The sequence below is a fragment of the Occallatibacter sp. FHG110214_02 genome, assembly GCF_059115385.1.
Map to the genome: position 1 here is coordinate 1 of NZ_JBZYWK010000011.1, position 23,839 is coordinate 23,839.

Annotated in this window: 24 protein-coding genes; 11 read left to right on the forward strand and 13 right to left on the reverse strand. The window is 54.2% G+C overall.

The annotated features are described in order from the left end of the window. From AC5S3R_RS11465 to AC5S3R_RS11485, 5 genes are all read right to left on the reverse strand, one after another. Nucleotides 1–3,065: efflux RND transporter permease subunit (locus AC5S3R_RS11465; protein WP_494267178.1), on the reverse strand; the 3,065-nt coding region annotated here is incomplete at its 3' end. Nucleotides 3,066–3,073: 8 nt separating this feature from the next. After that, a complete protein-coding gene (locus tag AC5S3R_RS11470) occupies nucleotides 3,074–4,312 on the reverse strand; it encodes an efflux RND transporter periplasmic adaptor subunit (protein WP_494267179.1) in 1,239 nt (412 codons plus the stop codon). 119 nt (nucleotides 4,313–4,431) lie between these two features. After that, a complete protein-coding gene (locus AC5S3R_RS11475; protein WP_494267180.1) occupies nucleotides 4,432–5,250 on the reverse strand; it encodes an isocitrate lyase/PEP mutase family protein in 819 nt (272 codons plus the stop codon). Nucleotides 5,251–5,338: 88 nt separating this feature from the next. After that, nucleotides 5,339–6,214, reverse strand: a complete 876-nt coding sequence (locus AC5S3R_RS11480; RefSeq protein ID WP_494267181.1) for an alpha/beta fold hydrolase — start codon at nucleotides 6,212–6,214, stop codon at nucleotides 5,339–5,341. A 115-nt stretch (nucleotides 6,215–6,329) separates the two neighbouring features. Continuing rightward, nucleotides 6,330–7,298 carry an alpha/beta fold hydrolase gene (locus tag AC5S3R_RS11485; protein WP_494267182.1) on the reverse strand — a complete coding sequence of 323 codons (969 nt, stop codon included), beginning with the start codon at nucleotides 7,296–7,298 and terminating at the stop codon, nucleotides 6,330–6,332. Between the two features lie 46 nt (nucleotides 7,299–7,344). On the opposite strand from AC5S3R_RS11485, the gene AC5S3R_RS11490 reads away from it, so the two are divergent. Both AC5S3R_RS11490 and AC5S3R_RS11495 read left to right on the forward strand, forming a co-directional pair. Continuing rightward, entirely contained in the window at nucleotides 7,345–8,406 is a 1,062-nt protein-coding gene (locus AC5S3R_RS11490; RefSeq protein WP_494267183.1) for a GlxA family transcriptional regulator, read from the forward strand. Nucleotides 8,407–8,471: 65 nt separating this feature from the next. Next, nucleotides 8,472–9,167, forward strand: a complete 696-nt coding sequence (locus AC5S3R_RS11495; RefSeq protein WP_494267184.1) for a GNAT family N-acetyltransferase — start codon at nucleotides 8,472–8,474, stop codon at nucleotides 9,165–9,167. A 44-nt stretch (nucleotides 9,168–9,211) separates the two neighbouring features. On the opposite strand, the gene AC5S3R_RS11500 is transcribed toward AC5S3R_RS11495, so the two are convergent. Further along, nucleotides 9,212–10,240: a GlxA family transcriptional regulator gene (locus tag AC5S3R_RS11500; RefSeq protein WP_494267185.1), complete on the reverse strand. Its 1,029-nt coding sequence runs from the start codon at nucleotides 10,238–10,240 to the stop codon at nucleotides 9,212–9,214. 240 nt (nucleotides 10,241–10,480) lie between these two features. On the opposite strand from AC5S3R_RS11500, the gene AC5S3R_RS11505 reads away from it, so the two are divergent. Genes AC5S3R_RS11505 through AC5S3R_RS11515 form a run of 3 tightly spaced genes read left to right on the forward strand, consistent with a single transcriptional unit; the run spans nucleotide 10,481 to nucleotide 12,024 of the window. Next, nucleotides 10,481–10,699: a DUF1272 domain-containing protein gene (locus tag AC5S3R_RS11505; RefSeq protein ID WP_494267311.1), complete on the forward strand. Its 219-nt coding sequence runs from the start codon at nucleotides 10,481–10,483 to the stop codon at nucleotides 10,697–10,699. A gap of 3 nt (nucleotides 10,700–10,702) precedes the next feature. Next, the gene (locus AC5S3R_RS11510; protein WP_494267186.1) at nucleotides 10,703–11,374 is read left to right on the forward strand and encodes a DUF7002 family protein; all 672 of its coding nucleotides are present in this window, start codon (nucleotides 10,703–10,705) and stop codon (nucleotides 11,372–11,374) included. Continuing rightward, entirely contained in the window at nucleotides 11,371–12,024 is a 654-nt protein-coding gene (locus AC5S3R_RS11515; protein WP_494267187.1) for a methylated-DNA--[protein]-cysteine S-methyltransferase, read from the forward strand. Before AC5S3R_RS11510 ends, AC5S3R_RS11515 begins: the two co-directional genes overlap by 4 nt. Here AC5S3R_RS11515 and AC5S3R_RS11520 read toward each other — a convergent pair. The 7 genes from AC5S3R_RS11520 to AC5S3R_RS11550 all read right to left on the reverse strand — a co-directional run bounded on the left by AC5S3R_RS11520 (nucleotide 12,014) and on the right by AC5S3R_RS11550 (nucleotide 17,176). Then, complete coding sequence (locus AC5S3R_RS11520; RefSeq protein ID WP_494267188.1) at nucleotides 12,014–12,277, reverse strand: ubiquitin carboxyl-terminal hydrolase 14; 264 nt, start codon at nucleotides 12,275–12,277, stop codon at nucleotides 12,014–12,016. The genes AC5S3R_RS11515 and AC5S3R_RS11520 overlap by 11 nt on opposite strands. Before the next feature lie 92 nt (nucleotides 12,278–12,369). Then, nucleotides 12,370–12,798 carry an MGMT family protein gene (locus AC5S3R_RS11525; protein WP_494267189.1) on the reverse strand — a complete coding sequence of 143 codons (429 nt, stop codon included), beginning with the start codon at nucleotides 12,796–12,798 and terminating at the stop codon, nucleotides 12,370–12,372. 38 nt (nucleotides 12,799–12,836) lie between these two features. Further along, nucleotides 12,837–13,742, reverse strand: coding sequence for a DNA-3-methyladenine glycosylase family protein (locus tag AC5S3R_RS11530; RefSeq protein WP_494267190.1), 906 nt, complete (start codon nucleotides 13,740–13,742; stop codon nucleotides 12,837–12,839). 61 nt (nucleotides 13,743–13,803) lie between these two features. Further along, nucleotides 13,804–14,571 carry an isocitrate lyase/PEP mutase family protein gene (locus tag AC5S3R_RS11535; RefSeq protein WP_494267191.1) on the reverse strand — a complete coding sequence of 256 codons (768 nt, stop codon included), beginning with the start codon at nucleotides 14,569–14,571 and terminating at the stop codon, nucleotides 13,804–13,806. A gap of 83 nt (nucleotides 14,572–14,654) precedes the next feature. Next, complete coding sequence (locus AC5S3R_RS11540) at nucleotides 14,655–15,788, reverse strand: alkene reductase (protein WP_494267192.1); 1,134 nt, start codon at nucleotides 15,786–15,788, stop codon at nucleotides 14,655–14,657. Between the two features lie 113 nt (nucleotides 15,789–15,901). After that, nucleotides 15,902–16,285: a nuclear transport factor 2 family protein gene (locus AC5S3R_RS11545; protein WP_494267193.1), complete on the reverse strand. Its 384-nt coding sequence runs from the start codon at nucleotides 16,283–16,285 to the stop codon at nucleotides 15,902–15,904. A 21-nt stretch (nucleotides 16,286–16,306) separates the two neighbouring features. Beyond that, a complete protein-coding gene (locus tag AC5S3R_RS11550; protein WP_494267194.1) occupies nucleotides 16,307–17,176 on the reverse strand; it encodes an SDR family oxidoreductase in 870 nt (289 codons plus the stop codon). Nucleotides 17,177–17,523: 347 nt separating this feature from the next. Between AC5S3R_RS11550 and AC5S3R_RS11555 the strand changes: the two genes are divergently transcribed. From AC5S3R_RS11555 to AC5S3R_RS11580, 6 genes are all read left to right on the forward strand, one after another. Further along, nucleotides 17,524–19,251, forward strand: coding sequence for an FAD-dependent oxidoreductase (locus tag AC5S3R_RS11555; protein ID WP_494267195.1), 1,728 nt, complete (start codon nucleotides 17,524–17,526; stop codon nucleotides 19,249–19,251). Nucleotides 19,252–19,325: 74 nt separating this feature from the next. Next, on the forward strand, nucleotides 19,326–19,958 hold the full coding sequence (locus AC5S3R_RS11560) for an alpha-ketoglutarate-dependent dioxygenase AlkB (protein WP_494267196.1): 633 nt from the start codon (nucleotides 19,326–19,328) through the stop codon (nucleotides 19,956–19,958). Between the two features lie 60 nt (nucleotides 19,959–20,018). Then, nucleotides 20,019–20,972 (forward strand): thioredoxin-disulfide reductase, encoded by a 954-nt coding sequence (gene trxB, locus AC5S3R_RS11565; RefSeq protein WP_494267197.1) that lies wholly within the window; start codon nucleotides 20,019–20,021, stop codon nucleotides 20,970–20,972. A 139-nt stretch (nucleotides 20,973–21,111) separates the two neighbouring features. Then, nucleotides 21,112–21,726 (forward strand): nitroreductase family protein, encoded by a 615-nt coding sequence (locus tag AC5S3R_RS11570; protein WP_494267198.1) that lies wholly within the window; start codon nucleotides 21,112–21,114, stop codon nucleotides 21,724–21,726. Between the two features lie 505 nt (nucleotides 21,727–22,231). Further along, nucleotides 22,232–23,149 (forward strand): LysR family transcriptional regulator, encoded by a 918-nt coding sequence (locus tag AC5S3R_RS11575; RefSeq protein WP_494267199.1) that lies wholly within the window; start codon nucleotides 22,232–22,234, stop codon nucleotides 23,147–23,149. After that, entirely contained in the window at nucleotides 23,146–23,838 is a 693-nt protein-coding gene (locus AC5S3R_RS11580) for a hypothetical protein (RefSeq protein ID WP_494267200.1), read from the forward strand. Before AC5S3R_RS11575 ends, AC5S3R_RS11580 begins: the two co-directional genes overlap by 4 nt. Nucleotide 23,839 lies beyond the last annotated feature (1 nt).

Here is a 23,839-nt window from a genome sequence, read left to right on the forward strand (position 1 = left end):
ACTCCAAGCATGCCGAACAATACAGCCGTACCGAGTGATTGACGCATCTCTGACCCGGCTCCCTGTGCCACCGCAAGCGGTGCAACGCCAAGGATGAAGGCGAACGAGGTCATCAGAATCGGACGGAGACGAGTTCTGGCTGCGCTCACCGCCGCCTCCTCTGCCGGTACATGGTCAACGTCTTCCCGCTGTTTAGCGAATTCCACGATAAGAATCGCATTCTTTGCAGCCAGCCCAACGAGCACGACGAAGCCAATCTGCGCCAGAATATCGATAGGCATATTCCGGGCATGAAGACCTGTCGCTGCTGCTAACAAACACATCGGAACAATCAGCACAATTGCCAACGGCAGCTTCCAGCTTTCATACTGTGCCGCTAAGACAAGGAAGACAAACAGCGCTGAAGCTCCAAAGATCAAAAGAGTCGGTGTACCTTGCTTCTTTTGCTGATAAGAGAGATCAGTCCACTCGTAAGTGATCCCAGCTGGGAGCACCTTCGCTGCGATTTTCTCCATTTCCTGCATCGCTGTTCCCGATGAAACGCCGGGCGCAGCGCCACCCAGGACTTCTGCCGCAGGGTAGAGGTTGTAGCGAGGAATGCGATACGGTGCAGTCCGCTGCCTCAACGTTGCAACCGTGCCGAGAGGAACCATTTCGCCGCTGGCATTACGCACCTTTAGCTGGGAGACATCCTCAGGTGTCTGTCGAAAGGCTTGATCTCCCTGAGCGAACACCTGATAGGTGCGCCCAAGATAATTGAAATCGTTGACATACTGCGATCCCAGATAAAGCTGAAGTGTGGAGAACACCGCGTCGGGTGTAACCCCCACCTTCTCCGCTTTCAAACGATCAATATCGGCATAGATCGAGGGCGCGCCAGCATTGAAAAGGGTGAACACGCCTCCAAGTGCAGGATCACTGTTTGCTGCCGCAACGAGCGCATTTGTTGCCTTAGCAAGGGCATCAGGACCGAGGCCGCCGCGATCTTCGATCATTATCTTGAAACCGCCAGCCGACCCAAGTCCCTGGACCGGTGGAGGCATAATGACCGCGACCTGTGCATCTTTAACGCCGGCAACTCTCTTCCTGACGGTTTGCAGCATTGATGCAGCGTCGCCGCCAGGCATGCGGATGTTGGCGAGTGAAGGCAGAGCAAAATAGAGAGTACCCGTATCCGAAGCGAACGTACCAGTTGTCACATCGAATCCTGCAGTCACAGAACTGCTTTGGACCCCCGGAGTCTTCAGCAGGATCTCGTTTACCTCACGGACAACAGCGTCCGTGCGATCAAGGCTTGAGCCCGGAGGCAGTTTCACGATGGCGGCAAGATAGCCAATATCCTGCTCGGGGATAAAGCCAGTGCTCATCTTCGAGAACTGGAATCCAGTGAGCGAGATCAACGCGACATAGACGAGCGCGATAACGACTGTTGCTCGAACGAACCGAGCAGTCACCTTGCCATAGCTCGTTGACAGCCAGTCGAACGCCGCATTAAAGCGATTGAACACGGGATGGATCAGGCGTGCCAAACCAACTGGCTGTTCGTGGACGTCTCCTTTGTGCGGCTTCAGGAGGACTGCGCAAAGCGCAGGACTCAGCGTGAGCGAGACGAAGCAGGAAATCACGGTTGACGCCGCGATTGTGGTCGCAAACTGCTTGAAGAATAGGCCAGAGATTCCTGAGATGAAAGCAGACGGCACGAAAACGGCGCACAGTGTCAATGCAATCGCTATCAATGCACCCGATACCTCATCCATGGTGCGATGGGCGGCTTCTTTCGGTGACATGCCCAGAGCCATGTTGCGTTCAACGTTCTCTACAACAACGATCGCGTCGTCTACGACGATGCCAACAGCCAGCACCAGGCCGAACAGCGATAAGTTGTTGACAGATACTCCAAGTACGCTGAGGAGGATGAAGCTGCCGAGAAGCGAGACGGGGATAGCAATGACTGGAATGATTGTTGCGCGCCAGTTCTGGAGAAATACATAGACGACTGCGACCACCAGTGCGATGGCAATCAAAATCGTCATCTTTACTTCTTCAATTGACCTGCTGACGAATTCAGTTGGGTCATAGATCTTGATATCGCTGATATCGGACGGAAAGCCCTTCTTCAATTCGTTGTATTTGGCGAGAACTTCATGCTCGACTGTCACGACGTTCGATCCAGGCACCGCAAAGAACCAGAACGGATTGGACGGATGACCATTCGAGTAGGAAATAGTGCCATAATCTGCGGAGCCGAGTTCGACGCGGCCGATGTCCCGGATGCGTGTTACTCGTCCCTGATCATCTGATTTGACGATGATAGATCCAAATTGCTCGGGAGTAGTGAGACGCCCCAGCGCTTCGACAGTGATCTGGTATGCCGAGTGCGTGGCAACTGGCGGCTGATTCAGAACACCTGCCGATACTTGCGCATTCTGCGCGCGCAATGCAGTTAAGATGTCGCTTGCACTGATGTCATGAGCGGCGGACTTGTTCGGGTCAATCCAGATGCGCATTGCAAACTGGCGCTCACCGAGGGGAAAGATTCCGCCGACGCCGGGGAGGCGAGATAGCTCATCACGAACATGCAGAACCATGTAGTTCGAGATGTAAGACACACTGCGAGTTCCGTTGGGAGAATAGGGGAAAATGCCGAGCAGATACGCTGGAATGACCTTTTGAACTTTAACGCCGATACTCTGGACAGGTGCAGGCAGTCGAGACAAGGTGTCTTGTACCCGATTGTTTGTCAGGAGCAATGCAGTGTTGACGTCACTTCCGATTTTGAAAGTCACGGTGACCGTCAGGTTTCCATCACCGGTAGACTGGCTCCCGATGTACTCCATGTTCTCGACGCCATTGATCGCCTGCTCCAGCGGAGTGGCAACAGTTCGCGCGATCACATCCGCAGAGGCGCCTGGATAAGCCGTAGTGATCTGGATCGTCGGCGGGACAATATCTGGATATTGTGCGACCGGCAACACCACCACGGCAGCCAGACCAAACAACGTAATGAATGTGTTGATCACGACCGCAAAACGTGGATGTTCGATAAAAAAGTGAGTCAGTTTCATCGCTCGCCTCAGTTCTCTTTCTCGTCCGATCCAAGTTGGATCGAGCTGTCATGCGGCGACACCTTGGAGCCAGGCGCGGCAATTGGAACACCGTCGATAATTACCTTGTCGGTGGGAGCTAAGCCCGAACGAATAACTCTTAGGCCATACCGAAGATCGCCCAACTGGACCTGCTTCGGCGTGACCACGTTATCGGGGCCAACGGTCAGAACAATGTGATCTGACTGGTCCGCAAGGACGGATGCGTCCGGTACAAGGAGCACTTGAGCAGGCGTCGATAAGGCCAGACGGACGCGCGCAAATCCTCCAGGCGTTAAAAGAAGATCGGCATTCTGCAAGGTTGCGCGAGCGTGTATGGTTCCGCTGGATCGGTCGAGGGTGTTATCTACAAAGTTGAGGGTTCCCTGATGAGTGAAATCCGTCTCATCACTCAGCGAAGCATCAATCCTGTCGGCTAACGGACCCTTTTGCTTCTCGCGCTCTCTGAGGAATGTCATGTAATCGGCTTCGCTCATATCAAAATTCAAGTAGATCGGGCTGAGCGAGACGAGCGTAGCGAGCAAGGTAGTAGGACTGTTACCGGCGCGGCTTCCCGATACGAGGTTGCCGACCGAAACCTGGTGAGTGCCGATCCGTCCAGTAAACGGGGCCGTGATGCGGCAACGATCAAGATCAAACTTTGCGTCGCGCACAAGGGCTTCAGCAGCATCCACGGATGCCTGAGCTGTCCGCTGTTCTGCGGCTCTTTGGTCGACGTTTTCAATCGTACCGGCGTCTGTGCGCTTTAGCGTTTCAGCTCGGGACAGCTCTTGTGTTGCAAGGTCCAGACGTGCATGAGCGCTTGAAAGTTGTGCGGTCGCCTCACTGTATTTGATCTGGTACGGAGTCGGATCAATCTGAAACAGGAAATCGCCTTTATGAACGATGTCGCCATCCTTGAATCCAATCTGAGTAAGCGTTCCGCCAACCTGAGCGCGTAGCTCAACGCGTTCCACCGCGGAGAACTGCCCAAGGAATTGCAGCCTCTCGGAGAGGTTTCTTTGCAGTGGCTCGCTTACGCCTACGGAGGCAGGACCGGGTGCAGGGGGATGAGCTTCTGGTCGAGCAAGCATGCGCGGTCCAAAGATGATCCCTGCCGCAACAAGTCCTGTGATAACTACAGCACCAACCCAGAATCTGATGCCAGGTTGGTTAGAAGGCTGGCCGTTGTATGGCTCGGCCTCCGGCTGAGTGCTTATGTTGTTCATGGTCTTTCCTCACTTGGGTAGCGAACAATCAGTGATTGCTCGCAGGGTTATCGTGCGTGGCGCGGAATCTTGCGCTGCTGCGTTAAATTGCGTCACTCAGAAATAAAGGTGTGGCCGGCTTACTGGCTCCCCTCGCGGCTCCCGTCTCTCCGTTGTAAAAACTCAGACCATGGGATCGTTGGAGAACTAACGGCCTCCTCGAGAATCTTGCTCAGCGTTAGGTACAGCTTTCCTCCTACGCTGACTCGCGCCACGCCGGTCTTGGCTATCTCTGATAGCGAGCTGCCATCGTTGACGAGAACGTTGATTGGAAGAGGTGATGACTCTGCGAGTTCTGTGATCAGATCAGAATCTGCGAGGCCGGGAACGAAGAGTCCATCTGCGCCCGCTTCTTTGTAGGCCTCGGCACGCCTGATTACCTGGCCGAGCAAAAAGAGGTTGTGTTCGCTGCGAGGATTCTGGAGAAAAATATCCGTTCTGGCATTGATAAAGAACTGCAGACATGCCGCGTCGGCTGCTTGCCGAGCGCCCCGTATCCTGTCCGCTTGATCGTCGGTTTCCCGAAGGCTTCTGTTTGTGGGAATGCTGTCTTCGAGGTTGCATCCAACAGCGCCCGCATCAATGGCGAGGGCGATGGTCTCCCCAACATTCTTGGGCTTGATTCCGTAACCACTTTCGAGGTCCACGGTAACCGGTAGCTTCGTCGCTTTTACGATTCGGCGCAGATTGTCGATCACAAAGGTAAGGGGAACGTTCTCTCCATCTGTGAAGCCGCTTGCCTCTGCGACTGCCCAACTGCTTGTTGCGATCGCTTTGGCGCCAGTTCTCGATATAGCCCGCGCGCTTCCTGCATCCCACACGTTGTAAAGTACAAGCGGGTCGCCTGGAACATGTAGTTTTCGGAATTGCTCGATCTTTCGTTTCTGTTCCTGCATCATCTGCTCCTCGTTTTCTTGATGCTTAGGCTGTCAATGCTCTGGAAGCTCTGGGCCGGACAAAGGACCCGCGCCCCGGGAATCCACGGCACTACTTCTGCGCTTCGGCGCTCTTCCAGAACTCACGCAATTCCGCGTTGAACGTATCTGAGCGCTCTTCGGGGAAGAAGATCCTCGCTCCTTCAAACTCGACCCGGCGTTGAGTTCCCGGAATTGTGTTCTGAAGCCAGTGGGACCACTTCACGTCGAAGTACACGTCATCCGTTCCCCAGGCGATGAGGGTCGGCGCCTTCAAGGTCTTGAGGAGTGGCTCGACTGCCACAGTGTGGATGTTGTCGAATGCAAGAACAAAACGTGCCAGGTCATGAGTGCGCTGCTCAGTTGCGACGAACGGTCGCAGGTAAGCCTCGATCGTTTCGTCCGTCACCTTCTCGGGATGCTCATACGCAGGGCCCAGTGCTTCAGGCGAACGATAGATGGCTTTGTTCGACAGCATCGCATCTAACGTTGCGCCCAGGCCTCCAGCCGCAACCATGGCGACGAAGGGCTTAAACGCTTCAGGAGGCCAATTGTCGTGGGTGTCAGCATTAGTGATGGTGAGGCTACGAATACGCTCGGGCTGCGTCGCTGCAAAAATTTGAGCAATACCACCGCCGCTGTCGTTTCCAACAAGGTCTACCTTGTCGATGTTCAAGGCATCGAGAAACTCTTTCAGCATCTTCGCGTTCGCGGTTGCCGATACGTTCTGATCGGCTGCGATTTCCGTATCACCGTGTGCCAACAGGTCAACTGCGATCACGCGCCGAATATCAGAGAGGCTGGCGAGCTGGTGACGCCACAGGTAACCGTTCAGTAGGACTCCATGCACAAAGAGAGCAACTGGCCCTGAGCCTTGTTCTGTGTAAGCAATTCGCCCTGAGGGCGTCTGAATGAACTGCTTTTTAACGGACGAAGTTCCTACTGCCATGGCAAACCTCCGATTTACTGCTCGTTAAGATCTCGCTGAGATCGTGAGTATGGTTTTCCCTGGGCGCGCAAATTCCTAGCCGCGCCCGAAGGGCATTTATGTCGCATCCGATGGATTAGCTCGTCTGGCGAATGAACTGATCGATAAGCGCTGCGATCGCGTGCGGCTCATCTTCGGTCAGGAAGTGGCTTGCAGATTCAAGTTTGAAGATGGGCGCGCCGGGAAAGGCTGCTTCAAACATCGGGATGAAGAACTTTGGCAGCAAAACCTTATCGCGCATGCCCTCGATCATGATGGCCGGCTTCGACCGTATGATTTTGGCGGCCTCGTGATTGATTTCAGGCTTCCAAGTTCCCGTTACGATGCTCTTCGGGAAAGCAATTACGCCGTGGCATTCTTCGGGAGTTGCGAAGGGCAGAGAGTACGCTTTGAAAAAAGCCTCGCTTGCCTCTGAGTTCTCGAAGCCCTGGAGCAGCTTCATAAGTCCGACAATCGCAACACCGGCGTTCTGCAGAGTCGGCTCAAAGGTTCCGTCGGCAACTGCCCGGTCTGCCCAGCCGAACCAAGCAGACTCCTTCCCATTCGCCTCCCAAAGGCCAGCATCGATGTCGAGGCCAAGTGAAAGACTGGTGTTCATGACGACCACACGCTTGATCCGGTTAGGCTGCCGCAGAGCCAGCCCGCCGCCGATCGCACCGCCCCAGTCATGAACCACCAAGGTGATGTCTTTCAGGTCAAGTTTCTCAACGAGAGCTGTCAAATTATCGATGTGGGCCGTTGCGGTATACTCGCGGTCTTGCGGAGTTTCGCTCTTTCCGAAGCCCATATAGTCTGGCGCAATGACCCGATAGTTGGGCGATAAGGCGGGAATGACGTTACGGTAGAGATAGCTCCACGTCGGTTCGCCGTGGAGGCAAAGAACCGTTGTACCGGAACCTTCGTCTACATAATGCATTTTGAAGCCGTTGATGTCCGCGAAGTGGGGCTCGAACGGGTATGTGCCGCTGAAAGTTTCGTTTGCTGGTACCACTTGACTTCTCCTTGAAGAGAAGTATGGCCCTTTGCCGTTTGGCAGAAATGACATTTAGGATGCAATTTCTGCCAAACTGTTATGGAATACTATTTGAACTATGCGCCACAATCCTCCAGTAATCGCCTTTCTTGTCGCGTCGCCCTTTGAACTGCTTGATATGACCGGCCCCGCATCCGTCTTCGAGATTCCGACCACAAAAGGAAAGCCATACTATACGCTCAAAGTTCTGTCTACAGAGGGTGGTAATTCTATCCAGACAAACGGTGGCATCTCCATCAGTAATGCCATTAAGTACTCCGATTATGACGGCCCAATCGACACGCTCATCGCTACCGGCGGTGAGGGCGCCATCGCGCAGTTATCTCCCGATATGCTGAAATGGGTCCGCGAACGAGCGCCCCGCACACGACGTGTCTGTTGCGTGTGCACGGGCGCGTTCATCTTAGCGGCAACTGGCTTGTTGGATGGGCGGCGCGTAGCAACACACTGGCGGTACTGCGACTTGCTTATGAGCCGTTACCGCAAGGTAAAAGTCGAACGAGATCCGATTTTCATTAAAGATGACAAGTTTTACTCAACCGCGGGAGTCAGTGCAGGAATAGATCTTGCGCTCGCTCTCGTCGAGGAAGATCTTGGGCATGCGGTGGCTGCGACGCTCGCACGAGAACTTGTACTCTTTCTGCGGCGTCCTGGCGGGCAGGCACAGTACAGCACTCTTCTTGCGCAACAGGAAGGCATTGAAAATGGGCGAATGCGCGACCTGCCTGTGTGGGCAAGGGCAAATCTGAGTCGCAGGCTCGATGTCGAAACGCTCGCGGATGTGGTTGCAATGAGTCCGCGTACGTTTGTTCGTCAATTCAAGGAACAATTCAACTTGACGCCCGCTCGCTGGGTACAGGCGCTCAGGGTGGAAGCCGCGATGCAGCATCTGGAAGACCGTGATATGTCTCTTAGCAAAATCGCGCTTGTCACCGGCTTCCGCGATGAACAGGCGCTGCGTCGAGCGTTCCTGCAACAGACGTCGATAACGCCCAAGGAGTATCGGGATCGCTTTGGAGAAACCGAGTCAGAGATTGAAGAGCCAACGGATCTGCCATCCATTGACGAGATCAAATCAAAAGCAAAGGCACTAATTTCGGCCTCACATCTGAATCGCTGAGCACGCGAGTGTAATCAAAAGTCCGAGAAGTTCGTCGCAGTGCGGTCTGATGGCACAGAGATCAGTTGAGTCAATACCTTGATTGTTGCGGCATCGTGATGCAGCAACAATCAAGGTTTAGAAGCGGCTCATCTACCATGTATATCTTGCGCGAGCTGCGAAGAAGGAGAGAAGCGAATCTCGGAATTCAAATGACAAGTGAAACCAAACTACAGGCAGAACCTGGAAGCTCTCCATCTGATAAACCTCGAGCCAGCAGAACAGTAAAGCGCCCTCAGACGAGGCGACTCAGATCGGTTGATGCTTCGGTTTATCGCGCTCTTCTTCTGGAAGCGCTGATCGTGCACGCCGATTGTTTTCCGGAGGACTATCGCACGGAACTTGTCCGTCCTCTTGCTGAGATTGGTCAGGAACTCGAAAGCAATACCGTGTTAGGTACTTGGGTTAGTGACAAGCTCGTTGCAATGGGAAGCTGTGTTCCCTACGGCGACTCTAAACGCCAGCACCGGGGAAGAGTACGAATCGTCTATGTCAAAAAACAGTTTCGACGCAGAGGCATCGCAACAGCCCTGCTCACTGAATTAACCCATTATGTAGCGCGGAGTATCGACCAGCTTGAGGTCGAAATCACTGTCAAAGATGAGCCGGTGGTTCGATTTTTTGAACAGTACGGATTTCGCATGTTCGGCCTTACTCCCCGTGCAATCCGCGTCGATAATCGCTGGCAGGATACCTGGACGCTCATCCGACTTCTCCGGTAGATTGGGTCTCGGCCGATCAGCAGAGCATTGCCGACGAGATGCGTCTATCCGTGAGTTCCAGTCCGTCTGAGGCTATCTAAGTGGCTCTCATTTTCTCCATAAGCGGGGAAACGCTGGAACCTTTCCTGATACGCACCAGGGGTCGTGAGAAAGTGGGCGGAGAAGGTTTTCCGGAGGGCGACTACGTCTCGAAATCCCGTCTTGTGCGCAATTTCGTTGAGCGTAAGCTCGCCGCCTTCAAGGTGTCTCCTCGCCGCTTCGACACGAATCCATTGCACCCACTCTGCGGGCGCCATGTAAAACTGCTCACTGAATCGGCGCGCAAAAGTTCGCTCGCTCATTGATGCAATTCGTGCGAGATTGCGCACGCTGAGATCGGCAGTGATATTCGCTATTACCCAGGAACGTAAATGTAGGAAAGCAGCCTCTGTAATGGGCTGCTGTTGCCCGGCGCCTTCCACAAATTGAGCCTGTCCGCCGGATCTCCGCGGATAGAGCATGAGCTCTCTCGATACAGCGATCACTGCGTCATGCCCAAGATCTTCTTCGATCAGCGCAAGAGCCAAGTCAACGCCCGCGGAGACGCCTGCTGTTGTGTATACCTTTCCATCCTTGAGAAAAAATGGATCACGCTCAACCTGTACACCTGGATATTGCTTTGCAAGCAGATCGCAGTACCTCCAGTGGGTTACAACTCTCCGCTTGTCCAGAATACCGGCCTCTGCCAGAAGGAAGGCGCCAGTGCAAATTGCTCCGATACGCCGTACACGCCTGCTCTTTTCTGTTAGCCAAGTTCTCAATCTTTTATCTGGCGCAATCATTGCGCCCTCGCCACCAATGACAAGCAAGGTGTCGATCGAGCGATCGAACTTGGCGTAGTGAGTTGCAGGGCCGATGGTGAGGCCGTTGGAACTGTGAACGCTGCCTTCGTTCGTCGCAGAGAGCAAGTGGGTCTGATACACCGGCTTACCTGCATGGCGTGCGAACGAGAACGCACTCGATGGGCCAATCAGGTTGAGCTGTTCAAAAGGGGAAAGGACTAACAGAGCAATATTGAAACCGACCGTTTTCATCTCACTACCCCAATTATGGCAGAAATCAGCCTAGAAATGGCATTTCTGCCAAACGCAATTGTCTGATGATACTCCCAGACAGGATTCACTGGAGCGAGTCCGAAACAGAATTGGGCGCTCGATGGATTGGATGATCGTGAGCGCACACGGTTGCAGCAGGGAAGAAGGGACGCAGCGGGCAAGACCTCTGAAGAAGTGCGCTCATGGTGAATTGCGGTGAAGGAGAAGACGATGTTGGAGATGAAAAAGAAGTGCGAGAACTGTGGCACGGAGTTGCGTGAAAGCGCAAATGACGCAATGATCTGCTCGTTCGAGTGTACGTTTTGCGCAGACTGCACCAAGAATGTCCTCAGCGGAATTTGCCCGAACTGCGAAGGTGAACTAGTGAAGCGGCCGATCCGTGAACGCAGAGAAGCATGTTCCATTGAGGCGATCTATCAGGCGAGGGAAGCTAAGTAAGCTGTGTCCATTTCTCAGGAAGAATTTATTCGTACTTATCCAACTCTGTTCCATGTTTCTCTGGCGAGCAACATGGAACAGATCGTTGCTCACGGACTTCTTAGCACATCCGCACTATTGGATCTCTGCGAGATTCAGGGAACTGGTCGCTTCGCTATCGAGAGCAGTCATCGTCGTGAGCCAGTTCCAATTAGTCACGCCGCGCACGGCAATTTCTTAATCAACGACCAAGCTCCGATGCAAGAGAACGCACTTCAGAAGTGCTTGATGGATATGTCTCCTCGGCAGTGGTATGAATCACTCAATCGGCGTGTGTTCTTCTGGCCGACATCCGAGAGATTGGAAAAGCACCTGAACGCGCGGCTCGCGCGAGCGCGATCACGCCTTGTGCTTAGTTTTGACACGCGAGCGATTGTTGAACGTTTTGGAGATCGAATCGAGCTTTCTCCGATCAATTCAGGGAACACGATGCGGAATGCTGCGGCACGAGGCAGTGTGACGTTCTTGCCGTTGGCTAGGTATCCATTCCAGGAACGAAAGAAGAGGGTTGGCGTGAAGAGTGCTGTTGCCGAGGTTACAGTGCCCTATGCGATAACACCTGAACAGCTCGCACAACTTGCATGGACGGGTACACAGCATCCTAGCCATGTTGTCAATGAGGGCACTGACATATGAACCTGTCCTATACGTTTGTCGATTCCCCTGTGGGACGTCTTAAGCTCGTTGCAAGCAGCTTCGGGCTTGTTGCCATTCTTTGGGAGAATGACAATCCGAAGCGAGTTCCCCTCGACGAGACCTTACTGAGTGAGGATCAGTCCATTCTCGAACGTACGCAGATGCAACTCGAAAAGTATTTCGCAGGAAGGATTCTCACGCTCACCCAAATACAGCTTGAGGATTACTTCGCAGGGAAACGCCGTAGCTTCTCAGTTCCCCTCGATGCGCGTGGCACTCCCTTCCAAAAGCAAGTATGGAGGGCTTTGCTGGAGATTCCTTTTGGAGAGACGCGCAGCTATGGTCAGCTTGCGGAGGAATTGGGCAGACCCACGGCGGCGCGGGCTGTCGGCTATGCCAACAGGACGAATCCGATCAGCATCATTGTGCCCTGTCATCGTGTGATAGGCGCATCAGGCGAACTCACAGGCTATGCAGGCGGCATAGATGCAAAGGAGCACCTCCTGGAGTTCGAGGGCGCGCTCCCGCAGCGAAATCTGCTCTTAGCTCATGCGCAACATTCCCTGCCACCTTCGGCGCTGAAGGCTGCTTTGCGAGGGGCTGGAGTTGCAGATGCCGACTCTAGTCCGCCTGGCTTGCTCAAAGCGTAAGCATTAGCTCGTCGACATAGCACCAACCCCAGTCTTCTCCAGGTTCGATGGAGCGCATCAATGGATGGCTTGTCGAGTGGAAATGCTTGGTTGCATGCTTATTCTTAGAGGAGTCGCAACAGCCTACGTTTCCACATATTAGACACATGCGCAGGTGGACCCAACGGTCGCCCAGCTCAATGCACTCCTGGCATACCTGGGTGGTGGGTTCAACGATCTTGATCTGATCGAGATGTGTGCATTTCTTCTTCATAGTGATTCGACGCCTATCCTGAGAGTTTGTGCCCTGGAGCGATTACAGGGCGATTGTCTTGCGGACATCCTTGGGTCCGGCTGAGTTGCGGTTTACGTGTGGATCTCCCACGGCTTGAAGAGATGCTCGAATTTCTCCATGTCAATTCTCTGTCGAGTAAATCGGACGCCCTCAAGCTTCAATCGTGCCCTCTGTTCGTATGCCCCCGCTCCCTGGAGCTTTATCACCCCGCCAGCGCCCACCACACGATGCCAGGGTAATTGGTCGACTGGATCTGTCCGCAAGAGTCGCACAACCGCCCTGTGGTATCGAGGATAGCCCGCAGCCGCTGCAATGCGACCGTAGGTACTGACCTTTCCCGCAGGAATCGAAAAGATCATTCTGCGGAACGCGAGATCGCGTTGCTCGCTAGGTGTAAGCGAATCCCGAAGCAGCCGTCTCTTCGATCGCTCGGCCTTGAGCTGATCCAGCCCAAAGAACTTTTGCGATGTTCTGGCTTTCGACTTGGAAGTAGTCATCATGTATCGGCCGCTGCCTATGCGACTTCGCCTCGTTCCTATTACTTTGAATGAAAGAAGTTCTTCCAAAGCGCTACTGTTGCGTAGGCCCGCCAGGGACGTACCTTCTTCACGTCTAGCGTGGGATGCCGCTTTAGTTCCTGCTTGAGTGCATAATCCGTCGCTGGAAAGGCATCGTCGTCGTGGAAGCCGTGCATGGCCACATATTCAGCAGTCCAGGGGCCAATGCCTGGAACGGACAATAGGATCTTGCGCAACTGATCGTGTGCAATCGGCTTGTCCCACTGAAGAGTTCCATCCTTCACAAGCGTCGCAAGAGAACGTATGGCAATTCTTCGCGACTCAGAGGTGCGGACTCTGGATAAATCTGCCTTCAGCAACTGTTCTGCGGTAGGAAATAAGCGAATTTCTTGCCTCGTTTTTGGATGCGTAACTGCTGAACCAGCTGCGTCCATCAATTCTGAGGTGAGCACGCGGCCAAATGCGACCGAAACGAGTTGACCGAGTATGGTCGTCACCATCGATTCAAATCCATTCCAAGAGCGAGAGACGCGCAGACCTGGGTAATGTTGCCAGATTTTCGAGAGCGACGGGTCAGCATTCATCGCCGCTGAGATAGCGGCGCGGTCTGAATCAAGATCGAACATACGGCGGATCGTCGAAACGATGGCGGTACTGTCCTCGCGGTTGGCGTGCCATATCTGCAACTTCAGGGAATGCTTCTTCGGAGCGTGGGTGACCCGAAGCCACCCCATCCCGCGGGATGTCTCGATCAGCCGTTCGTAGCCCTCTTCGTCAACAGCTTCAAGGTGAGGCAGTTCATGGATTCGGTAATGCCACAGCACCGTTTCCCAGTCATATGGAGGAGTATAGGGAAGGTGGACCAGTATGGGGCGGGCGGGTACGCTGACACGGTTACCTGCGACCTCAGTGTTCGTTCGTGCCAAGCGTACCTACCTTGCCTTTCCTGTAAAATCCATCGCACTGAATGTGCAGCCTTGAATCGGACTACTTGAGGACTGCTTTGCGCGCTGCGTCTTGGAGTGTGCTGATGATCAGAGCGTATGGGTCGGCGCCATAGCTGATTCGTGCAACATTTCTCTTTGCCAGCGCAGTCAGGTTCGTTCCAGGGCTCACCATGAGATTCACCGGTAGCGGCGATTTCTTTGTGAGATCAGCTATCAAATCCAAGTTTGCCAGGCCCGGAACGAAGAGGCCATTCGCCCCCGCTTTCGCGTAAGCTTCCGCGCGCTCCAGTGCCTGTTCTACCAACTCCTTGTTGTGCTCCTCTTGTGGCAGCTGGATAAACACGTCGGTCCTTGCATTGACAAAGAAAGGCACCTCTGTCTCGTCCGCTTGCTGACGGGCGTGATGGATGCGGTCAGCTTGCTTCTTGATATCACGCAGAGAGCCATCCTCCGGGTCACTGTCCTCAAGGTTGCAGCCAATGGCGCCGGCCTTGATCGCGAGGGAAATCGTCTCCGCTACCTTCTTCGGGGTTGCTCCATAGCCGCTTTCAAGATCGACCGAGACTGGGAGTTCGGTGGCTTCTGTGATCCTGCGAAGATTGTCCATCACATAGGCAAGCGGCGTGTGTTCCCCATCAGAATAGCCTGAGGCTTCGGCGACCGCCCAGCTGCTGGTGGCGAGAGCCTTGGGGCCGAGTTCAGCGACAGCCTTTGCGCTGCCGGGGTCCCAAATGTTAAACAGCACGAATGGCTCGCCAGGAACGTGCAGCTTGTGAAACTGCTTGGCCTTTTGCACCTGAGTCGACATGTTCTTCTCCTAGACGATCTGTTGCACGTTAATTGTTCCCAATGGAGTGGCCGCGCAAAGCTACATATTGCGCGGCCATATGATTAAGCCTTTACCGTTTCGCTGTACAGTGGATAGTCCGTGTATCCCTTTGCCTCGAAAGTGTAGAACGTATCGCGGTCGTAGGGAGTAAGCGGAAGGTCTTCGCGAATCCGTCGCGGAAGATCAGGATTCGAGACAAAGTAGCGTCCGAATGCGATTGCGTCTGCATCGCCCTCTGCCACCGCTGCTGCGGCGCTGGCCGGCTCGAAACCGCCATTGGCAATGATCTTTCCCTTGAAGAGTTTCCGCGCGCGTTGCGCCGCCAATGGAGGCTGATTCTCCTTAATCACGAGGTAGCCGCTCATGCGCGGCTCAATCACATGCAAGTACGCGAGTCCGAATCGATTCAATCCTTCCGCGATGTGCGCGTGGAGTGCTTCCGGATCGGAGTCGGACATCGCGTTGAAGGTACCGCCAGGAGTTACCCGCACGGCGATACGATCGCCCGTCCATGCCGAGACCATTGCGTCGACGACCTCAAACAACAGGCGAGAGCGGTTTTCAATGGAGCCGCCATACTCGTCGGTACGCCTGTTGCTGCTGTCCTGGAGGAACTGGTCGATCAGATAACCATTCCCTGCGTGCACTTCAACGCCGTCGAACCCAGCCTCTCGTGCACGCCTTACGGCTTTACCGAATTCTTCGACGACAGCTGGGATTTCTGCCTTATCGAGCGCTCTGTGAGGGGAGGGCTGAATCCATCCACCTGGTGTGGATACAAGGCGAGTAGGCTCCTGCCAGTATTCGGGAGTCACCGAGGCAGAAACCGGAGCTGCACCGCCAGTCAAGGAGATGTGGGAGTAACGGCCAGGGTGCCAAAGCTGAGCAAAGATACGACCGCCCTTGCCGTGGACCGTATCAACGATTCTCTTCCAGCCCTCGATTTGAGAATCCAGAAACAGCCCTGGCGCCGCATGCCATCCGCTGCTGGCCAGGCTAAGCTGCGACGCTTCCGAGATGATAAGTCCACCGTCCGATGTGCGCTGAGAGTAGTACTCATTCATCAAATCGCCGGGGACACCATCTGGTTGTACTGTCCGCGAGCGGGTCAACGGGGCCATGACGACCCGATGCTTTAACTGTGTCGAACCTAGCTCAACCGAGCTAAATAACTTATCCTTTTGCGTCGTGTTCATCGCAAATTTTCCTCTAAAGTTCGGGCTGGTGAAACGTTGTTCGGGCATGTAGGCGTGACCATCCCGTCATGCCCGGTATGGACGGGATGCATCTTTGCTCAGCAAGAAAAGCTCTAAGTGCGAACAGATTCCACGAGTGCGGTATCGGTGTACTGCCTCATCCGAATAGCCTTTCCATCGACCACTTCCCATCTGTGTGCAAATGGGGCAGTCAGCGATTTTCCTGTGGCTCGGTAGGTTCCTGTGTATGTGCCGAAGGCGACGACACCAGAGCCTCCAGCTACGAATGATTCGGGTGTCACTTGGAAATCACTCCAATCCCGGCTCAGCGGCTCGAACAGGTTCTGTCGAACGGCGTCTGGCCCGAGGGAAGTGCCGGCATAACCGGGAAACATTTCCGTCCATTCAACGGAAGGCGCGAGGAGATCGAGAGCCTTAAGGCTCTCGGCCGTCGCCAAAATCGCATAAAACGACTTCACAGTTTCAAGCGGATTCATGTCGCGGATTCTCCTTGTCCATCAGGACAGTTTCAAAACGGCCAGATCGCCCAGACCCAGACTGTCGACCAGGCCACGCTGAATGGGATTGACTACCTCGTTGACGAGATCCGATCCAAAAGGCGCGCCAACGACGACACGCTCTGGGCGGCTACCCGCGGCTGTTGACACCAACTTGTCAATTGCTGTCGCCACGTCCTGCGGATTTGGCGGCGTCGCCCCTTGGAACATCGCGACGAACGTGTTGATGATCTTGCCAGGAACCTCGGCGATCTCGCCGTAGGCCTGAGCGAGAGATGCGTCCGCGGGCTGCTGCGCGGCAGCATACATATTGGTGGGATAGGCGCTGGGCTGTACGAGTACGACATCAATTCCCAGTTGGGAAAGTTCGTAACGATAGCTGTCAGTCATTGCTTCGACTGCATACTTTGAGGCGCCATAGAGTCCGAAGAAAGGAAGTGTTACGCGGCCAAGGATAGAGCCGACGTTGATGACGAGCCCAGCGTGCTTTGCGCGCATAGTTGGCAAGGTCGCGCGTAGCACACGCTGCACTCCGAACACATTCACGTCGAACAACTCTCGAACCTGTTCAGGCGTGAAGGACTCCGAGATTCCTGCGGAAGCCATACCGGCGTTGTTGATCACGACATCAAGCTCGCCCATCGATATTTCAAGGAGCTGCTTGAGTGCCTGATCTACGCTGGCCTGGTTGGTGATATCGAGTTGAAGGACCTCGATATTGTTCTTCTTGAATTCGTCTGCGAGCGCTTTTCTATCTCCATCGGTCGAGCGAAATCCGGCGAATACATAGTGCCCGGACTTTGCGAGCGTTTCTGCTGTGAGACGGCCGAAGCCACTGGATGCACCTGTAATCAAGATTGTCTTTGACATTGCTTTCCTGGTCCTGCGAATTCAAGTAAACAGCGTTCACGTTTCTCAAGAGTGCGTGAAGACAGACCGCACCTCGCCGACATTTCTGAGTTGCTTCGTGTACGGGATCGAACCGGAGTGGACGAGGTGCCTCATCCAGCGCATTTGATCAGTGCACAAACTTGTCCACGCAAAGTATGGATCTCTCGGCGAGCGAGAATATGCCAAAAATCAGGCAAATTCTGCCAAAGCGACTTGTTGTCACAACATAGCCACGCTTTCACGCGTTGCGGGAGTCTTGCTGGTGTTATAGGTAGTGTTGGCGAGCGAACCAGCTCCATTGCGTTCACTTAAGGAGTACTGCTCAGATGACCAATGTCGATCCTCAAAACAACGCCGACAACGCAGTTGAAACTGTGGCGGATACTCTCCTCAAGTCCATCAGCGCCGATTTTCGTTGGGAACTGGCATTTCCAGACCTAGCCGAAGAGATGATCGAGAGGCTTCGGGGCTATGGACGCGAGGAATCGTTCCCCGCTGGCACCCAGCTTTATTCCATTGGCTGTCGCAGAATTGACATGTACGTCGTCATCGAAGGCGCAGTGGATATTCTTCTGCCTTCCGCTGAGGGAGAAGCGAAGGTCTATGTCCGGCACAAGAAGAACAACTTCACTGGGGAATTCAATCTCCTCAACTCTCAGGGATCTGTAGTAAGAGCCGAGACGGCAGCTCCGAGCGTATTACTTCGGATACCGCGCCCCGAACTGGAGCGGGTGATGCGGGCGGAGGGAGACATTGCAAATGTGATTGTCGCCGCATGCATCTGGCGCCGAGCTGGCATGGTGAGGACTGGGGTAGGAGGCGTGATCTTAAAGGGCGAGGCGACTGATGAGCAGATGGTGCTTCTGCGGCGTTTCTTCGTACGCAACAACTACCCTCATCGTGTGGTTGAGGTCGCTGCAGGAGAAGAGCAGGCTGACGGAACTCCACTCCCTGTCGTCATGCTCTGTGATGGACAGAGCTTGCAGCGGCCATCGATCCCCGACTTGGCGGACAAGTTGGGCATTACCGAGCTGCCCGATCCCGCGATGGTCTTTGACGTCGCGGTTGTGGGAGCGGGTCCGGCAGGACTTGCGGCGGCGGTTTATGCGGCATCGGAAGGGCTCTGTACGACTGTAGTCGAAGGGCTCGCCCCTGGGGGACAGGCGGGGACCAGTTCCAAGATCGAAAACTACCTCGGATTTCCTGCGGGGATCAGCGGGCAACAGCTTGCGAATCGAGCCCAACTCCAGGCGTTGAAGTTCGGGGTGCAATTTGCCATTTCCAGAGAAGTCATCTCTGTTGAGCAATCTGATGGGATTCACAAGCTGGCGCTTCAGGATGGCATTGAGATATGTGCGCGTTCCGTCGTAGTCGCCTCCGGAGCTCAATATCGCAAGCTCGATTTATGGAATTATCCGAAGTACGAAAATCGGGGACTCTATTACTCGGCGACACCGATGGAAGCCATGCTGTGCCGGGGTCAGGAAGTCATTGTCGTGGGCGGTGGTAACTCTGCGGGGCAGGCTGCCCTGTTCCTCGCAGGCGTCGCAAAGCATGTACACCACATCGTGCGAGGGCCGTCGTTTGCGGCGACGATGTCGCAGTACCTGATTTCACGGATTGAGAGCTCCAGTCACATTACCGTCTATACCAAGTCGGAGATCGTGACTCTCGACGGAGATTCGGCTCTCGAAAATGTCGCATGGGTCAACGCGGACACAGGGGAACAAACAACGAGGGACATTCGCACTGTTTTCGTGATGATCGGCGCCGAACCGAACACTGGCTGGCTATTCGGGACAGTCCAACTAGACTCGAAGGGCTTCATTCTGACTGGCCCGAGTGATGGCTTTGAAAACAGCCCCTATGCGACGAGTACGCCAGGAATCTATGCCGTCGGGGACGCGCGCGCGAATTCCGTCAAGCGTGTCGCTTCGGCAGTTGGGGAGGGGTCGGTCGTCATTTCCTATATTCATCGGTATCTGGCTGGTAACAGAGCTGAGAGCGCTGCCCAGCCGGCTTTGTCGCAATCCATAGCCAAGGTTACGGCGTAAGAACATCCAGACTGCATCTCGTTGGAATGATAGCGATAGACAACTTGCCGAACTTTGCCGATAAGAGGAATTCAATGAACAACCAGCGCGCTCTTTTTCAGGACCTGGAGGAAGAGGCACCTCTTAGGGAGCCTCATGGCTTCAGGTATCAAGAGCAGTTCATCAGCGAGGACGAAGAGATTGCCTTAGTTGCCTCGCTCCAGCAACTCAATCTGAAGCCCTTTGAGTTTCACGGCTATTTAGGGAATCGCAGGGTCGCCAACTTTGGATGGAAATACGACTTCACACAACGGTTGGTGAAAAAAGCAGATGGTCCCCCTCCTTTCTTGGATGATCTTCTCGGGCGCGCTGCGAGATTCGCAGGGTATACGAAGGACTTCATCCAGCAGGTGGGGATCAATGAGTATCGCGAAGGAGCGGGTATTGGTTGGCATAAGGACAAACCGGAGTTCGGAATTATCGTGGGAGTGTCACTGCTGGCACCTGCGATCATGCGATTTCGGAAGGCGCAAGGCAACGGATGGACAAGGGTCTCTCACGAGCTGAGACCACGTTCCGTTTATCTTCTAGCGGGGGAATCCCGAACTGAGTGGGAACATAGTATTCCTGCACTTGCGGCATTGCGTTATTCCATCACGATGCGCACGCTTGCAGGTGGCTCTCCCGGGAACGCTCGTTTGGAGGAACCGTTTCAAGACGAGCTTTGAGGCAGGTTTCTGATCCGAAAGTCCACACGCGCGCATGCGCCTAACGAGAGGAACGCAATTATGAGTGAAGAGTTGACGCGAGAAGTAGTGATTCTCGGTTCGGGCTGCGCCGGTCTTACCGCTGCGATTTACACTGCTCGCGCTAACCTGAAACCTCTCGTCCTGGAAGGTCACGAGCCCGGAGGACAGCTCGCTCTCACAACGCTCGTTGAGAACTTCCCTGGCTGGCCCGCCGGCATCCAAGGGCCGGAGCTCGTTGAGAACATGAAAAAACAAGCGGTACGATTCGGGGCCGAGATGAAGATTGGCCATCTGAATTCAATCGACCTGTCTCGACACCCGTTTGTCCTGGACATTGGGAGGCAGGTTATTCATACGCGCACGGTCATCATTGCTTCCGGCGCAAGCGCCCGGTGGCTGAACCTCCCTAGCGAGCACCCACTGATCGGCTACGGGGTCAGCGCATGCGCGACGTGTGATGGCTTCTTCTTCTCGGGGAAAGAGGTAGCAGTGATCGGCGGTGGGGATTCCGCGATGGAAGAGGCGCTCTTTCTGACGCGGTTCGCATCGAAGGTCACGATCATCAATCGGTCGGAGAACTTCCGCGCGTCAAAGATCATGCTTGATCGTGCTGCGGCCCACCCTCAGATCGAATTTATGACGTCCACCGTTGTTGAAGAGATCCTCGGCGTGGAAGAAAAGGAAGTCAAGGGTCTTCGCCTAAAGACGACAACGACAGGCGAGGAATCCATTCTTCCCGTTTCTGGCATGTTTCTTGGCATAGGCCACGAGCCGAATGCACGCGCTTTTGCAGGCATCATTGACCTTGATGACGAGGGTTATATCAAGACGACCAGCAATGTTCTTGTGACCCAGCGAGGGCAGGTCATTCCCGGAGTATTCGCCTGCGGCGACATTCAAGACCGGCGCTATCGCCAAGCCATTACCGCGGCAGGCTCCGGATGTATGGCAGGTCTCGAGGCTGAGAAGTTCCTCGAAGAACATGGCCATTAAGAATTGATTAGCCGGCTCATCTGAGACGGTAGTTCTGCGGTTCGTGCGGAAAGAAGGCACGAAAGAGTCAAAAGTGTGGAAGCGATAACCGACGGCCTGTCCGCGCCGTTAATCTCAGGTATCTATACCAAGGAGTGTCATGGTCAACCTCGAAGAAATCAAGCGCGTTCCTGAATCCGCCGGCATCCTCGATGTGATTGGTAGGCGCTGGTCGCCGCGCGCTTTCAGCGACAAGTCTGTGTCCACGGACGATCTAGTGAAGATCTTCACTGCTGCGTCGTGGGCAGCATCCTCAACCAATGAACAGCCCTGGCGATTTCTTTTTGGCAGGAATGGAGACGGTACTTTCGCGAAGATTCTCGACTCCATGGCTGAGGCGAACCAGGCTTGGGCGAAGCATGCTCCAGTTCTCCTTCTTTCCGTGGGAAAGAACGTCTTCTCCCCCGGTCCGTACACAGGCGCTCACAATCCTTATGGACTACATGACACGGGAGCCGCATCTGCGTATCTCGCGATTCAAGCAACGGCACTTGGGTTGCACACCCACGGCATCGGCGGATTCGATCACCAAAAGGCTCGAAATCATTTCAATATCCCTGTTGAATTCGATATCGGAGCATGCTGGGCTATCGGCTATCTTGGCGCCCCAGAGAGTTTGTCAGAAAAGCTGAGGGAGCGGGAGCTTTCGTCACGCTCTCGTAAGCCTCTTTCCGAATTCGTGTTCGGTGATTGGGACACTCCAGCAATGCTGTGAGCTAGAACAACGCTGGCAACTGCACCGCTTGCTTATTCCTGTGAGTGCAGGGATACAGATGCATCGCAGCTCTCCCCATCCGATTTGGCAGAATTTGGGTTTATTTTGTCACTTTCCGAGTTTCCGCGAGCCTCATACTGGGTTCGCGTGATTCAGCTCTATTGACCTAAGACGCTTCGAGTTCAGAATATTGAGGCGTCTTTCGTTCTCGCAACGCCCAGTACAAGCGCTTTTAAAATAGCGATGCTTGAAGAGGCGCACAAGTGGGCATTTAGAGAGTCGATGATTTCGTTTCGGCATCTCCTGAAAATGCATTTGAGAATGTCCCTTGGCTGGCCGATCACATTACAGGCACTCACAATCTGGTCAGAGACGAAGAACGCACAACGAGGTTCATGAGAATACGAATCGAGAAATGTTGCAGAGTTCAATTGAATAAGTAACACGCGTCGGGCGCTTTCCTGACCTATTCTTAGCTGTCCCGTACCGTGCGTAGGGGGCAACTATGCGCCAGCTCAAGATAACGATGGATGGACAAGTCGCAGTTCTTGCTGTGGCGGAGAAAGGTTCATTTGAGGCCGCTGGAAAATACCTTGGTATCGGAAAGTCTGCGGTGCATAAGCGTGTTCACAGCGTAGAGCAGGAAGCGGGTACAGCTCTCTTCCGCGTATCAGGGAACCGGATCGTTCCTACTGAGGCTGGAGGACTGTTCCTTCTTACGGCTCGTGAATCTGTCCGACAAGCGTGGCTCGGTCTGGACCGCATACAGGCCTTGGTTAGAGCTCAGGCGAACGATCTGCGTGTTGGCTACTCCACCTACCTCAACACGAAGCTTCTAGATCTAGTGCGCCGACTTCGACTTGAAGGGGATGGATCTCCGTCAATCACCACGCAGAGTCTCATGACCAACCAAATTATTGAAAGCATATTACGCGGGGAACTTCATATCGGATTCGGAATTCTGCCTATCTCCGAGCCCGACTTGTCTACCCACCTCCTTTTCGAGGAACCGTTGATGGTGTGCCTCCCTATCGGCCATCGACTCGCAGCACGATCTTCAATTCAGCCAGAAGATTTAGCAGATGAATCAATGATCTCTGTAATGCAGAGAGCTCTTCCAGGCAGGCATGAGGATATTGTCAGGCACTTCGAGAGTCTAGGGATTTCGCTGAAGTTCACATCCGAAGCCTTCTCATTGAAAGAGGCGCTTTGGCTGGTGACGCAGCAGATGGGAGTGACATTGATGACTAAATTTTCAGCAACCTCACATCGCTACGAAGTGGTGATTAGGCCTCTCTCTGACCGGCTTCTCACCGTGAAGACCGGCGTATTCACCCATCGAGATCACAGTCAGAAGAACATAAACGCCTTCGTAGATCTTGTGTTCGCAGAAACCCACGCCCTGCGCGCAAAGGCCATTTGAGCGGCATCTGCGGAAGCCGCAGCAATGCCAATTTCCAAACAGCGGAGGATTACGTCATGCGTCACGTTTATCGAGCTTCCATCGTAGGTTTGATTGTGCTGATCTCTTGCAATAGCGCAAAGACTCCGAGCAATGCCACTTTTGCCAAAGCGATTAGCGATTACCTGGCGAAACACGGCGAAGCATGTACTGTATTTCAGCGGCAGTTCCCCGCCGATATTCCTCGCTCGGAGCAAAGCGAGAAGTATGGAATTGCAGGAAAGCTGTCGGCTCTTGAGCAAGCCGGTCTTGTTCATGCAAGCGATGCAACGGCAGAGATTCGTGGATTACTTAGTCCCTTACGCGGCTCAGAACCTGCGCAACCAGTCAGGCGATATGAACTAACCGAATCCGGCAAAACGTACTTTCAACGGATTGTGGGAATACCTGGGCAGCCCAATGGATTCTGCTATGGACGGAAAAGCGTCGACACAATCGTGAAATGGACCGAGCCAGCAGCCATTGGATCATCCACCCAGGCTGAGGTCACATATACCTACAAAATCACAGATGCAGCACCGTGGGCACAGCGCTCGGATGTGCAGGGGGCGTTCTCAGACATCCGAGACACAATGAACGGCGACTCAAAAACAGCCGAAATTGTCGGAGTACAGTTGACCAGTAATGGCTGGGAGGTTTCGGGGCAATGAC